This is a genomic window from Streptomyces sp. NPDC051364 (genome assembly GCF_040682115.1).
Classification (GTDB): domain Bacteria; phylum Actinomycetota; class Actinomycetes; order Streptomycetales; family Streptomycetaceae; genus Streptomyces.
Genome location: NZ_JBFBAH010000006.1, coordinates 41,120 through 53,933 on the forward strand (window position 1 = coordinate 41,120; position 12,814 = coordinate 53,933).

Sequence of the window (12,814 nt, forward strand, 5' to 3'; positions counted from 1 at the left end):
TCAGGAAGGAGTAGGGCTGGCCGTCGGGCGGACCAGTTCGCCCAGGGTGGGGACCGATTCCGGGCGGGAGCGGACCGCTTCCGTGCACTCCCACGCCCGCGGCGGATCCGCGTCCGGCCCGCCCAGCACCACCGGCCCCGGCCCCGCCGACACCGCCTCGCTGCCCGCCAGCGTGCACACCACCTGCGACAGCGCCACCGGCGGCAGGTCCTCGGGCTTGCGGCTGAGCCGGATCGTGCCCGCCGGGTCGCCCGGGCGCGCCGGCGCGACCGTCAGCCCGTCGGGGACCGACGTCGTGAAGCCCGCGTCCCGCTCCTCCGCCGACGGCTCCCGCTCCAGCGCCTCCAGCAGCGCCTCGGCGACCAGCACCACGGGGTCGCGTACCGGCTTCTTCTCCGGCACCGGCACCACCCGCTCCACGCCGACCAGCTGCGATCCGCACACGAGCTCCACCGTGGCCCGGAAGCCCTGTACCCCGGTCTGCAGCTCCGGGGTGTCGCACGACACCCGCGAAGGCGCCGGACCGACGTCCACCGGCACCGTCGTCGCCCTGATCCCGCATCCGGAGACCAGCCCCACCAGGGCCAACAGCACTGCCGCCCTATACGTCCGCGTCACCGGCGATCACCTTCCCCACGTCCACCGGCAGCCGCAGCGTGAACAGCGCGCCGCCCCCCGGCCCGTTGGCGGCGGTGATGTCGCCACCGTGGATGTGCGCGTTCTCCACGGCGATCGACAGGCCCAGCCCGCTTCCGTCCGACTTCGGCCGCGAGGCGCTCGCCTTGTAGAACCGGTCGAAGACGTGCGGCAGCACCTCCTCGGGGATGCCCGGCCCGTTGTCCTGGACCGCGATCACCAGCCACTCGCCCTCGACGACCACCGACACCCGCACCGGCGAGCCGCCGTGCTTGAGCGCGTTGCCGATCAGGTTGGCGAGGATGACGTCGAGCCGGCGCGGGTCGAGCCGCGCCACGATGCCGCGCTCGGCATCGAGTTCGACCGCGTCGAGCCACGCCCGCGCGTCGATGCACGCCGTCACCTGGTCGGCGACGTCCACGTCGTCCAGCACGAGCCGCGCCGTCCCCGCGTCGAAGCGGGTGACCTCCATCAGGTTCTCCACCAGGATGTTCAGCCGCCGGGTCTCGCTGACCACCAGCGCCACCGCCGGTGCGATCATCGGATCGAGGTCTTCGACCTCCTCCTCCAGCACCTCGGCGACCGCCGTCAACGCCGTCAGCGGAGTGCGCAGTTCGTGCGACATGTCCGCGACGAAACGCCGGCTGGCCTCCTCCCGGGCGCTCATGTCGGCGACCTTCTTCTCCAGCGCCTCGGCCGTCTTGTTGAACGTGTGCGACAGATCGGCGAGTTCGTCGGTCCCCGACACGTCGAGCCGGTGGTCCAGCTCGCCCTCGCCGAGGCGCCGCGCCGCGTCCCCCAGCCGCTGTACGGGCTTGAGGACGGTCCGGGCCGCGGCCTGCGCCAGCAGCGCCGACCCGAGCAGCGCGAGACCCGTGGCGATGGTCAGCGACCAGCCCAGCGCGTTCAGGTCGTCCCGCTCCTGCGCCAGGGACTTGTACATGTAGCCGGTCGGCCCACCGCCCACGATCCGCGTCCCGCCGACCAGGTACGGATTGCCGCGCGGCTTCGTCCGCTGCCAGTACATGTGGTACTCGGAGTCGTTGGCCGCCGTCGCCTTCTGCTGGTCGTTCACCGCGCGCTGCAGCGAGGCCGGTACGTCGTCCAGCCCGAAGGAGTCGGGACCGGCCGCGCCGAACACCTTGCGGCCGCCCCGCTCGTCGACCAGCAGCACGCTGTAGCCGGGGCTGCTGCCCGCCATCAGCTCGGCGGTGCGCTGCATCTCCTCGGGCGTCGGGTCGGCGGGCAGTGCCGCGGCCCGGTTCTGCATCTCCTGGCGGAAGTCGCCGAGGGCCGCGTCCTGGGTACGGGTGAGCACCGCCTCGCGGTTGAGCCAGTACGCGATCCCGGACGCGGAGACCGCGGCCACCAGCGCGACCAGGCAGAACACCATCAGGAGCCGCAGCCGCAGGCTGGTCCAGCGCCGGCCCGCGAACAGAGCTTTGATCACTGCGGCGAGTCCAGCCGGTAGCCGACGCCACGGACGGTCCGGATGAGGGTGGGCGAGGACGGCACTTCCTCGACCTTGGCGCGCAGCCGCTGGACGCAGGCGTCCACGAGCCGGGAGTCGCCGAGGTAGTCGTGCTCCCAGACCAGCCGCAGCAGTTGCTGCCGGGAGAGCGCCTGCCCGGGCCGGCGGCTGAGCTCCAGGAGCAGCCGCAGCTCGGTCGGCGTCAGCTGGAGGTCCTCGCCGTTCTTCGTGACCGTCATCGCGGACCGGTCGATGACCAGGGACCCGAAGACCGCGGAATCGGTGGACTCCCGTTCCCCGCGGCGCAGCACGGCCCGGATCCGGGCGTCGAGCACCCGTCCCTGGACCGGCTTGACGACGTAGTCGTCGGCTCCGGACTCCAGGCCCACCACCACGTCGATGTCGTCACTGCGCGCGGTGAGCAGGATGATCGGCAGCTGGTCGGTGCGGCGGATCCGCCGGCACACCTCGAAACCGTCGATCCCGGGCAGCATCACGTCCAGCACGATCAGGTCCGGCCGCTGCTCGCGCAGCAGTTTCAGGCCGTCCTCGCCCGTCGCCGCGGTGGCCACACGGTGGCCCTGGCGAGACAGGGAGAGTTCGAGGGCCGTGCGGATGGCGTCGTCGTCCTCGATCAGCAACAGGAAAGGCACGGGCTCATTCTGTCCCATGGACCGTTCGGAGTTCGACCGTCGGGTGCATGGGATCGCACAGAGGTCGCTGTGACAGGCCTGTGACAGTCGGCGGACACCCCGGTTAAGTCCGCCGGGCAGTCTTCTACCAACGAAACCGAGCAGGATCCGAAGCAGACTCCACGACGGGGGGCGCGAGATGAACACGCTGCACAGCACCACCACCAGCGCGGTTGTCACGCGGCTGCACGATGTGAACCGCCGGGCAGGTGTCCGTTCGGTGACGGTCGCCCGTCCGCGGCCGGCGCACACGGTGGCCATCGACGCGAACACGTACCGCCCTTCCGTCCCGGAGCAGCACACGCCCGAGCTCTCCTCCACCTCGGAGGCCGAGTTCACGGCGTACGTCCGGGAGCGGCGGGCCGCCCTGTACGCGACGGCCTTCCACCTGACCGGTGACCGTTACGAGGCCGAGGACCTGCTGCAGAGCGCGCTGTTCTCCACGTACCGCGCCTGGGACCGGATCAGCGACAAGGCGGCCGTCGGCGGGTACCTGCGGCGCACGATGACGAACCTGCACATCAGCGCGTGGCGCCGGCGGAAGCTGAACGAGTACCCGACCGAGGAGCTCCCGGAGACGGCCTCGGACACGGACGCGATGCGGGGTACGGAGCTGCGCGCGGTGCTGTGGCAGGCGCTGGCCCGCATCCCGGAGCCGCAGCGCACGATGCTGGTGCTGCGGTACTACGAGGGCCGTACGGACCCGGAGATCGCGGAGATCCTGGGTATCAGCGTCGGCACCGTGAAGTCGAGCATCTGGCGGTCGCTGCGGCGCCTGCGGGACGACGAGGTGCTGAGCTTCGGCCGCGACGAGGCGGAGTCCTTCGAGGAGCTCGTCGCGTAACGCGGCACACCACAGACCATGGGCCAGGGGGCCCGTCCTACGGGGGTGGGACGGGGGCCTGCGGGGGGAGAAGGCGGGATCAGGCGGCCGGGGGTCCGCATGATCCCGCCTTCTCGTATGTCCGGCCCCGCCGGCACCGCAGAACCGGCGGCTACGCCGGGGCGGCCGCACGGTGGCGGCCTGCTGCGCAGGCCGCCAGGCGGCCCAAGGCCTCGTCGCGGCCGCAGGCGTACGCGCCGAGGGCGGTGTGCCGGGCCACGATGCCCCGCTCCGCCCGCATCAGCCGCCAGCCCCTGCGCAGCAGGAACGGCAGCGACTTGCGGCCCTCGCGCAGGTCCCGCATCAGCCTGCGCCGGAACGTCGTCGACGGCCGCCCGCGCAGGCAGATGGCGTCCGCCAGCAGCCCCAGTTCCTGGCACCGGGCCACTATGTCCGCCGCGAAGATCCCCTCCGCGATGAAGAGCGGGGTGCGGGAGATGTCCAGCGTCTCGGTACCCGTACGGGAGGACGTCGCGATGGAGTACACCGGCACCTCGGTACGGCCTGCCGCGCAGAGTTCCACGATCGCGGCGACCGCCACGTCCGCGTCCCAGGACAGCGGGGAGTCCCAGTCGATGTCGGAGCTGCCCTCGACCAGCGGGAGGGTCGGGTCGTCAGCCTCCTTGTAGAAGTCGTCCAGGCGCAGCACCGGCAGCCCGGAACGGGCAGCCAACCTGGACTTGCCGGAGCCCGAAGGCCCGGTCAACAGGACGACACGCGTAGGCAAAGGAGAGGAAGAGCTCACGGGACACCAGTCTGAACCATTCCCCCGCGCAGGGGATGCCTCCGGTGGCCGGTTGGTATCCAGGATCACACCTCGACTACGCTGCGTGCGCACGCGACTACGACCTCAGGCGGGATCCCATGGCACGTCACGCAGCCCCCGGCAGCTCCACGCTGCGCTCCGCAGGCCTCACGCTCTCCATGGCCGGTGCGGCCCTGGCCATGGCCGCCGGCGGCGCCCAGGCCGGTGAGCTCTCGGTCCCGGCGGCCCTCGCCGGGGTCGCCGACCCCATCGCGAACCTCAAGGTGAACCCCCTCGCACACACCGGCGTGGACCCGCTCGACAACGGCGTGGCCACCAAGGTCGCCGACTTCCCGGCGGTCGGCACCACCATGGTCACGGGCATCCTGACGCAGGGGCCGTCCCTCGGCGAGCTGCCCGAGGCGACCGCGTCCTCGCTGCTCGGCCCGCTGCTGCCGAAGTAGCCGGAGGCACCAGGGTGCGAAAAGGCCCCGGCAGCACGGGGGACGCTGCCGGGGCCGGTTTCGGAGGGGCCCTTCCAGTGCCTGACGCGGCACTGGTACAAGGGTCGGCCTAGTACGAGGATCCGCCCGAGCCCAGCGAGCCCGTGGGGTGCCAGACCGTCTTCGTCTCCAGGAACGCCGTCATGCGCGACGTGCCCGGGTCGGCGCTCCAGTCGTCCACAGGCTGTGGACGCAGGACGCGCTTGAGGTTGTCGGCCGCCGCGATCTCCAGCTCCTTGGCCAGCGCCGCATCGGCTCCGGCCAGGTCGATCGCGTTGACGTCCTGGTGGGACGCCAGGTGCGGGCCCATCTCGCCGGCCTTGCCGGACAGGATGTTGACGACGCCGCCCGGCAGGTCGGAGGTGGCCAGCACCTCGCCCAGGGAAAGGGCCGGAAGCGGCGCGTTCTCGCTGGCGATGACGACGGCGGTGTTGCCCGTCGCGATCACCGGGGCGATCACCGAGATCAGGCCCAGGAAGGACGAGTCCTGCGGGGCCACGACCGTGACGACACCGGTCGGCTCCGGGGTGGAGAGGTTGAAGAACGGGCCCGCGACCGGGTTGGCCCCGCCCACGATCTGGGCGATCTTGTCGGTCCAGCCCGCGTACCAGACCCAGCGGTCGATGGCCGCGTCGACGACCGCGGCCGCCTTCGACTTGGACAGGCCCTCGGCCTCGCCGACCTCGCGGACGAACTGCTCGCGGCGGCCCTCCAGCATCTCGGCGATGCGGTAGAGGATCTGCCCGCGGTTGTACGCGGTCGCGCCCGACCAGCCGCCGAAGGCCTTGCGGGCCGCGACGACCGCGTCACGCGCGTCCTTGCGGGAGGACAGGGGGGCGTTGGCCAGCCACTTGCCCTTGCCCCCGCCCGATGTTTTGGCGCTCACCTCGTACACCCGGCCGCTCTCGGAGCGGGGGAACTTGCCCCCGACGTACAGCTTGTAGGTCTTGAAGACGCTCAGACGCGTCGAAGACTCAGACATCGAGGTAGCCCTCCAGGCCGTGACGGCCGCCTTCGCGCCCGAAGCCCGACTCCTTGTAGCCGCCGAAGGGCGAGGTCGGGTCGAACTTGTTGAACGTGTTGGCCCAGACGACACCGGCGCGGAGCTTGTTCGCGACCGCGAGGATGCGCGAGCCCTTCTCCGTCCAGATGCCGGCGGACAGGCCGTACTGGCTGTTGTTGGCCTTGGCGACGGCCTCGTCCGGCGTACGGAAGGTCAGCACGGACAGCACCGGGCCGAAGATCTCGTCGCGGGCGACGGTGTGCGCCTGGGTGACGTTCGTGAAGAGCGTCGGGGCGAACCAGTAGCCGGAGGACGGCAGCTCGCACGCCGGGGACCAGCGCTCGGCGCCCTCGGCCTCGCCGGTCTCGGCGAGCGCGGTGATCCGGGCCAGCTGCTCGGCGGAGTTGATCGCACCGATGTCGGTGTTCTTGTCGAGCGGGTCGCCCAGGCGCAGGGTGGTCAGGCGGCGCTTGAGGGAGTCCAGCAGCTCGTCGTGGATCGACTCCTGGACCAGCAGGCGCGAGCCCGCGCAGCAGACCTGGCCCTGGTTGAAGAAGATGCCGTTGACGATGCCCTCGACGGCCTGGTCGATGGGGGCGTCGTCGAAGACGATGTTGGCGCCCTTGCCGCCCAGCTCCAGGGTGACCTTCTTGTCCGTACCGGCGATCTGGCGGGCGATGGCCTTGCCGACCGCGGTCGAGCCGGTGAAGGCGACCTTGTTGACGTCGGGGTGCTCGACGAGGGCCGCGCCCGCGTCCCCGTAACCCGTGAGGATGTTGACGACACCCTTGGGCAGGCCCGCCTGGCGGCAGATGTCCGCGAAGAAGAGCGCGGAGAGCGGGGTGGTCTCGGCGGGCTTGAGGACGACCGTGTTGCCGGTGGCGAGCGCCGGGGCGATCTTCCACGCCAGCATCAGCAGCGGGAAGTTCCACGGGATGACCTGGCCGGCCACGCCAAGCGGGCGCGGGTTCGCGCCGTACCCCGCGTGGTCGAGCTTGTCGGCCCAGCCCGCGTAGTAGAAGAAGTGCGCGGCGACGAGCGGGAGGTCCGCGTCGCGGGTCTCCTTGATCGGCTTGCCGTTGTCCAGGGTCTCCAGGACGGCCAGCTCGCGGCTGCGCTCCTGGATGATCCGGGCGATGCGGAAGAGGTACTTGGCGCGCTCGGAGCCGGGCAGCGCGGACCAGGTCGCGAACGCCTTGCGGGCGGCCTTGACCGCGCGGTCGACGTCGGCGGCGCCGGCCTGGGCGACCTCGGCGAGGACCTCCTCGGACGACGGCGAGACGGTCTTGAAGACCTTGCCGTCGGCGGCGTCGGTGAACTCACCGTCGATGAAGAGCCCGTACGAGGGGGCGATGTCGACGACCGAGCGGGACTCGGGAGCCGGTGCGTACTCGAATACAGATGCCATGGTGATCAGTCCACCGTCACGTAGTCGGGACCGGAGTAACGGCCGGTGCTCAGCTTCTGGCGCTGCATCAACAGGTCGTTGAGCAGGCTGGAGGCGCCGAAGCGGAACCAGTGGTTGGTCAGCCAGTCCTCGCCCACGGTCTCGTTGACCAGGACCAGGAACTTGATGGCGTCCTTGGTGGTCCGGATGCCGCCGGCCGGCTTCACGCCGATCTGGATTCCAGTCTGCGCCTTGAAGTCGCGGACGGCCTCGAGCATCAGCAGTGTGTTGGCGGGGGTGGCGTTGACGCCGACCTTGCCGGTGGAGGTCTTGATGAAGTCGGCGCCCGCGAGCATGCCGATCCAGGAGGCCCGGCGGATGTTGTCGTACGTCGACAGCTCGCCGGTCTCGAAGATGACCTTGAGGCGGGCGGTGGTGCCGTCGGGGCGTACGCACGCCTCCTTGACGGCCTTGATCAGCTCGTACGTCTCCAGGTAGCGGCCGGCGAGGAAGGCGCCACGGTCGATGACCATGTCGATCTCGTCGGCGCCGGCGGCGACGGCGTCACGGGTGTCCGCGAGCTTGACGGGCAGCGCGGCGCGGCCGGCCGGGAAGGCCGTCGCGACGGAGGCCACCTTGACGTCGGCGCCGTTCAGGGCGGCCTTGGCGATGGCCACCATGTCGGGGTAGACGCAGACCGCGGCGGCCATGGGAGTCGTACGGTCGGTCGGGTCGGGATTGGCGGCCTTGGCGGAGAGCGCTCGGACCTTGCCCGGGGTGTCCGCACCCTCAAGCGTGGTCAGGTCGATCATCGAAATGGCCAGGTCGATGGCGTACGCCTTGGCCGTGGTCTTGATCGAACGGGTACCGAGCGCGGCCGCGCGGGCCTCCAGGCCGACGGCGTCTACGCCGGGCAGCCCGTGCAGGAAGCGGCGCAGCGCGCTGTCGGACGTCGTCACGTCAGCGAATGCGGTGAGGATGGTGGGCATGGTCACCAGATGAGCATATCTACGCGCGTAGCTGCCTGTCACCCCCCGCGGGCGCACATATGTGCGGGACCGGTCACATCCGGGCGGGGCGGGCATCCGGACCCGGCCCCGGCTGCGGACCGCTGACCTCCGCTTTTGCTGTTACACGGCGAAGACAGGAACCCGATCGTCCGGTCGAACAAGATCCGTAAATTTCTCTTCAGCAGCCCGCCAGACCTCACCGGATGAAAGCCCGACAGAGAAAACGCGGCATGCGACTCTCCCCTTATCCGCGACACAGCTTCCAGGAGTCGTTATGCGTTCCGCCCTCCGCACCTCGATCGTCACCGCCGCCCTCGCCGGGGCCCTGCTCGCGCCGGCCACGACCGCGCTCGCCGCGACCGCCCCGCAGGCCGTCACCTCGGTCTCCGCGGTGACCTCGGTCTCCGCGGCCTCGTCGGACAAGGACCGCTACGACGGCGAGGTCGTTCTCGTCGGCAAGAACCGGATCGCGGTGCTGCGCAACGAGTCCGAGGGCCCCGAGGTCTGGATCCGCGCCGTGGGCGACAACTGGAAGCCGGCCGACGGCTGGGCGGGCCGCGTGCTGGCGAAGCTGGACCTCTCCAACCGCCGCGCGGTGATCGAGGACACCGAGTACACGCTCACCGACGCGGGCGACTACGGGCTCAACGTCCACCGGAAGGGCGAGGGGGCTTCGGACTTCTACCTGCTGCCGAAGGGCGCGCCGACCACCACGCCGTCGACCAAGCCCTCCGCCAAGCCGTCCGCGCAGCCGACCGCCAAGACCCCTGCCACGACCTCCGTCAAGCCGGTCGCCGACGTGAAGGCGCAGACCGGGGCGCAGACCGTGGTCGTACCCAAGGGCGGGGTGGCCGCCGGGGCCGAGTTCGCCGCCGAGGACACCGACAACAGCACCACCGTGGCCGCCGGCGCGGGTCTCGTCGCGATCTTCGCCGGGCTGGGTGTGGCCCTGCTGGCCCGCGGCCGCCGCGCCGCCCGCAGCCGGGGCTGACGGCCCGCAGCCGGGCCTGACCTGCCCGTTCCGACCCGTTCCCTCCCGTTCCTGCCTCCGGCGGGCCACCTCCTCGGTGGCCCGCCGGGCCCGTTTCCCGGAGCACCCCATGGCCCACCGCGTCCGTCCCCTGCTCGCCGCCGCCCTCTTCGGCCCGCTCGCCCTCGCCGCCCTGACCGGCTGCGGCGGCGCACCGGCCGCGTCGGCGCCCCCGCCCGCGCCCCGCATCGCCGCGGCCCCGGCGGCGGTCCCGTCCGCCCCGACGGCGTCGGCCGCGCCCGTCGCCCCGCTGCCCGCCTCGGAGCCCGTACGGGTACGGATCCCCGCGGCCGCGGTGGACGCGGGCCCGCTGCTGGAATTGGGCCTGGCCGCCGACGGCAGCGTCGAGGTGCCCTCCGTCGCGAACGGGGACCGGATCGGCTGGTACACGAAGGGCGTCACCCCGGGCGAGACCGGACCGGCCGTGCTCATCGGGCACTTCGACACCGCGCGCGGCCCGGCCGTCCTGCGCAACGTCTCGAAGATCCGCACCGGTGACGAGATCACCGTCTCCCGGGCGGACGGCACGACCGCCGTCTTCCGGGTGCGCGAGCTGGAACAGGTCGACAAGAAGAGCTTCCCGACCGCCAAGGTGTACGGGAACACCGCGCGCCCCGAGCTTCGGCTGATCACCTGCGGCGGCGAGATCACCGACGGCCACCGCCCCGACAACATCATCGTGTACGCCGATCTCGTGGGCTGAGACGGCTTGAGGCAGAATCGGGCGCATGAGCAGCCAGCAGCCCACTGACGAACCGGTGTACGACGACCGGGTCTACCGCTCCCCCATGGCCGCCGTCACCGGCGTTCTGCTGCTCGCGCTCATCGCGTGGCTGTGCGGGGACGCCATCGTGCGGGGATCGGGGAACGCCCCGTGGTTCGCCGCGGCGATCGCCCTGCTGGCCGTACCGCTGGCCGTCGCCTTCACCATCCGCCCGGCGGTCTTCGCCAACGACAACCGGATGCGCGTACGGAACCCGTTCCGGATCATCGAGCTGCCCTGGGCCGCCGTGGACGCGGTGCGTGCCGGGTACTCGGCGGAGGTGCTGGCCGAGGGGTCGAAGTACCAGCTGTGGTCCGTCCCGGTCTCGCTGCGCGAGCGGAAGAAGGCGAGCCGGCAGCAGTTCTCCCGCCGCGGCGGGCTCACCGGCAAGGGACTCGGCTCGCCCGAGGGCGGCGACACGGCGGCCGCCGCCGTCGAACCGCAGCGGGCCCACGCGGACCAGGTGGTGGACGAACTGCGGGAGCTGGCCGAGCGCGGCGCCTCGCGGGCCGGCGCCCAGGGCAGCGTGCGCGTGCGGTGGTCGTACGAGGTCATCGCGCCCGCCGTCGCGGGCGCGGTATTCCTGATCGTCCTCCTCGCCACCCGCTGACGGCGGGCCCCGGCGGCGGCGCCGGGCTATGCGCGGGGGACGCCGAGGCCGGCGAGGGCCGCGGCCAGTGCGCGGCCGCAGAACCCGGCCACGATCGTGTGCAGCGGCCGTCGTACGCCGCCGTTCGCCGCTGTGCGTCGTACGGGGCTGCGTCGTGCGGGCATGGCTGTTCTCCTTCGGCTGCCACCGGTGGGCCGCGCCCACTGTGCGGGTCCGCAGCGGTACCGGAGGCGGGTGCGTCACCGACCCGCCGGGGTTTCATCCGATCGGATCGTCATATGCCGCCTGCTCGCCGGATCCGACCGGAACCGCAGCCACCGGGCGCTGCGTCCTCGCAGGTGTGCAGCGCAATGAGGTCGGCCGCAGTGCCGCCACCGCCATTCACCTCCGGCTCCGACTCCTGGGCGGGGGGCTGCTGGTCGCTCATCTCCTCCTCGTCGCCTGGCTGACCCTGCGGCCCCTGGACGTGCCCTGGGCGTCCGCCGCCAATCTGACCCCGCTGGAGGGGATCCGGGCGGACCTCTCGTACGGACCGCTCGAGGCGGTCCGGCGGATCGGGGAGGGGCTGGCGCTGCTCGCCCCGCTCGGGGTGCTGCTGCCGCTCGTCAACGGGAACCTGGCGCCCTCGCCGCTGGCCGCGTGGTCCTCACTGGGCCGGACCGCCGCCGCGGGCGTGCTGGTCTCGCTCAGCATCGAGATGCTCCAGAGCGCCGTGCCCGGGCAGGTGGTCGACGTGGACTCGGTCCTGCTGAACGGCCTCGGCGTGGTGCTCGCGCACGCGGCCGTCGTACCGGCGCTGCGTGCGCGGCTGCGGCGCTCGCAGCGGTCGCAGCGCTCCTCTCAGGGCTCTACCCCGAGAATTCCCAGGGTCGGCCTCGGTCCGTGGACCGACGTTCTGTCCGCAGTGCCGCGGGAGTATTGAGGTATCGCGGGAGCCCGCCATTACCGACGGTTCTGGTGGCCCGCTGATCCCACAGAGGAGAAACCCATGAGCGCCATTGCCCGCCCCCGTGACGGCCGCTGGATCGGCGGCGTCTGCGCCGGACTGGCGCGCCGCTTCGGAATTTCCGCGAATACGATGCGCCTGATATTCGTCGTCTCGTGCCTGCTGCCCGGCCCGCAGTTCCTGATCTACCTGGCGTTGTGGGTGCTCCTGCCGAACGAGAAGTCCGCCTCCAGCGCCTGGTAGCACGTCCGGGGCTGCTCAGCCCGCGCTGCGGACCTTCTCGAGCTGCTTGTCCGCCACCTCGTGCGGGACCTGTGGCTTCTGCTGGGCCGCGGCCGCCGCCACGTTGAGGGCCATCAGCCGCACGACGGTGGCGCCCTGGCGTACGACGACCACGTGGACCTGCGCGGAGACGCCCTGGGCGGCCGCGGTCGTGGTCCAGCTGACGCTCTCGTCGCCGGCCGCCTTGTACTCGGCCGGCCGTACGTCGCGGTAGCTGCCGCTCTGCTTCTCGACGGTGGCGGAGAAGCCCGTACCGCAGGCGGCGACGGCGTCCTTCAGCCGGGCGATCAGCGCCTTGGCGTCGCTTTCGGCGTAGGAGCTGACGGAGGCGGAGACGGCCAGTCCGACCTGCTTCTGGGAGCCGACGCCCCGGTTGACGGTCTCGCGGGCGGCCGGGTCGGGCTTGTCGCCCATGATGTCGGCCAGGGGCTGGCAGGCCTTGCGGTCGGCCTGCGGCTGGCCGTCGGGGGCGTTCGGGTTCTTGCCCTGCGCGGAGACCTGGTAGCCGGGCAGATCGCCCTGTTCGAGCGCGGAGCGCTCCAGCTTGCTCGCCCCGGCCTTCGGTGCGGCCGAGCCGCTCGGGGCGCCGCCCGGGGACGCGGCGGGGGCGGAGCCCTTCGGGTCGGGCGCCTTGCCGGCCGCGGGGACGCCCTCGCTGCTGCATCCCACGGCTCCCAGAAGGAGGGCGGGGAGCAGGGCGGCGGTGGCCGCTCCGACCGTGACTCGTTCGTTCAAGCGCATGACCGATGACCTCATACCCAGTGCGTCGGCGGGCAGTTGGTGGTGATCGTGGCACACGGCGCGACGTGGCACACACCCGATCGAACCGGCGTGCGCCACGTGCGTGCGTGTA

Annotated in this window: 16 protein-coding genes; 7 read left to right on the top strand and 9 right to left on the bottom strand. The window is 71.8% G+C overall.

Translation table 11 applies throughout. From position 1 onward, the window contains the following. Genes AB0M76_RS14760 through afsQ1 form a run of 3 tightly spaced genes read right to left on the bottom strand, consistent with a single transcriptional unit; the run spans nt 1 to nt 2,760 of the window. Nucleotides 1–618 carry a hypothetical protein gene (locus AB0M76_RS14760; RefSeq protein ID WP_365953236.1) on the bottom strand — a complete coding sequence of 206 codons (618 nt, stop codon included), beginning with the start codon at nt 616–618 and terminating at the stop codon, nt 1–3. Next, nucleotides 602–2,029: a HAMP domain-containing sensor histidine kinase gene (locus tag AB0M76_RS14765; RefSeq protein ID WP_365953544.1), complete on the bottom strand. Its 1,428-nt coding sequence runs from the start codon at nt 2,027–2,029 to the stop codon at nt 602–604. The genes AB0M76_RS14760 and AB0M76_RS14765 overlap by 17 nt, the downstream gene beginning before the upstream one ends. Nucleotides 2,030–2,082: 53 nt before the next feature. Further along, nucleotides 2,083–2,760 carry a two-component system response regulator AfsQ1 gene (gene afsQ1 / locus AB0M76_RS14770; protein ID WP_266664443.1) on the bottom strand — a complete coding sequence of 226 codons (678 nt, stop codon included), beginning with the start codon at nt 2,758–2,760 and terminating at the stop codon, nt 2,083–2,085. 178 nt (nt 2,761–2,938) lie between these two features. On the opposite strand from afsQ1, the gene AB0M76_RS14775 reads away from it, so the two are divergent. Continuing rightward, nucleotides 2,939–3,643: a SigE family RNA polymerase sigma factor gene (locus tag AB0M76_RS14775; RefSeq protein WP_365953237.1), complete on the top strand. Its 705-nt coding sequence runs from the start codon at nt 2,939–2,941 to the stop codon at nt 3,641–3,643. Nucleotides 3,644–3,794: 151 nt separating this feature from the next. On the opposite strand, the gene AB0M76_RS14780 is transcribed toward AB0M76_RS14775, so the two are convergent. Then, the gene (locus AB0M76_RS14780; RefSeq protein ID WP_266672769.1) at nt 3,795–4,493 is read right to left on the bottom strand and encodes a uridine kinase; all 699 of its coding nucleotides are present in this window, start codon (nt 4,491–4,493) and stop codon (nt 3,795–3,797) included. A gap of 53 nt (nt 4,494–4,546) precedes the next feature. Here AB0M76_RS14780 and AB0M76_RS14785 point away from each other — a divergent pair, with 53 nt between their 5' ends. Then, nucleotides 4,547–4,891, top strand: a complete 345-nt coding sequence (locus AB0M76_RS14785; protein ID WP_266664445.1) for a hypothetical protein — start codon at nt 4,547–4,549, stop codon at nt 4,889–4,891. Nucleotides 4,892–5,000: 109 nt separating this feature from the next. On the opposite strand, the gene AB0M76_RS14790 is transcribed toward AB0M76_RS14785, so the two are convergent. From AB0M76_RS14790 to deoC, 3 genes are read right to left on the bottom strand one after another with little or no spacing between them, the layout of a single operon-like run. After that, nucleotides 5,001–5,912 carry an aldehyde dehydrogenase family protein gene (locus AB0M76_RS14790; protein ID WP_365953238.1) on the bottom strand — a complete coding sequence of 304 codons (912 nt, stop codon included), beginning with the start codon at nt 5,910–5,912 and terminating at the stop codon, nt 5,001–5,003. Continuing rightward, entirely contained in the window at nt 5,905–7,341 is a 1,437-nt protein-coding gene (locus AB0M76_RS14795) for an aldehyde dehydrogenase family protein (protein WP_365953239.1), read from the bottom strand. Before AB0M76_RS14795 ends, AB0M76_RS14790 begins: the two co-directional genes overlap by 8 nt. Nucleotides 7,342–7,346: 5 nt before the next feature. Continuing rightward, nucleotides 7,347–8,309 carry a deoxyribose-phosphate aldolase gene (gene deoC, locus AB0M76_RS14800; RefSeq protein WP_365953545.1) on the bottom strand — a complete coding sequence of 321 codons (963 nt, stop codon included), beginning with the start codon at nt 8,307–8,309 and terminating at the stop codon, nt 7,347–7,349. 295 nt (nt 8,310–8,604) lie between these two features. Between deoC and AB0M76_RS14805 the strand changes: the two genes are divergently transcribed. From AB0M76_RS14805 to AB0M76_RS14815, 3 genes are all read left to right on the top strand, one after another. Continuing rightward, on the top strand, nt 8,605–9,321 hold the full coding sequence (locus AB0M76_RS14805; RefSeq protein WP_365953240.1) for a hypothetical protein: 717 nt from the start codon (nt 8,605–8,607) through the stop codon (nt 9,319–9,321). 109 nt (nt 9,322–9,430) lie between these two features. Further along, nucleotides 9,431–10,063 (top strand): class F sortase, encoded by a 633-nt coding sequence (locus AB0M76_RS14810; protein WP_365953241.1) that lies wholly within the window; start codon nt 9,431–9,433, stop codon nt 10,061–10,063. 25 nt (nt 10,064–10,088) lie between these two features. After that, a complete protein-coding gene (locus AB0M76_RS14815; RefSeq protein ID WP_365953242.1) occupies nt 10,089–10,733 on the top strand; it encodes a PH domain-containing protein in 645 nt (214 codons plus the stop codon). A 26-nt stretch (nt 10,734–10,759) separates the two neighbouring features. Here the strand turns inward: AB0M76_RS14815 and AB0M76_RS14820 are convergent, their stop codons facing one another. Continuing rightward, complete coding sequence (locus tag AB0M76_RS14820; protein ID WP_266664464.1) at nt 10,760–10,897, bottom strand: hypothetical protein; 138 nt, start codon at nt 10,895–10,897, stop codon at nt 10,760–10,762. 176 nt (nt 10,898–11,073) lie between these two features. On the opposite strand from AB0M76_RS14820, the gene AB0M76_RS14825 reads away from it, so the two are divergent. Both AB0M76_RS14825 and AB0M76_RS14830 read left to right on the top strand, forming a co-directional pair. Beyond that, entirely contained in the window at nt 11,074–11,655 is a 582-nt protein-coding gene (locus AB0M76_RS14825; RefSeq protein ID WP_365953243.1) for a VanZ family protein, read from the top strand. A 66-nt stretch (nt 11,656–11,721) separates the two neighbouring features. Then, nucleotides 11,722–11,922, top strand: a complete 201-nt coding sequence (locus AB0M76_RS14830) for a PspC domain-containing protein (protein ID WP_365953244.1) — start codon at nt 11,722–11,724, stop codon at nt 11,920–11,922. 15 nt (nt 11,923–11,937) lie between these two features. On the opposite strand, the gene AB0M76_RS14835 is transcribed toward AB0M76_RS14830, so the two are convergent. Further along, nucleotides 11,938–12,702: a hypothetical protein gene (locus AB0M76_RS14835; protein ID WP_365953245.1), complete on the bottom strand. Its 765-nt coding sequence runs from the start codon at nt 12,700–12,702 to the stop codon at nt 11,938–11,940. Between the last annotated feature and the right edge of the window lie 112 nt (nt 12,703–12,814).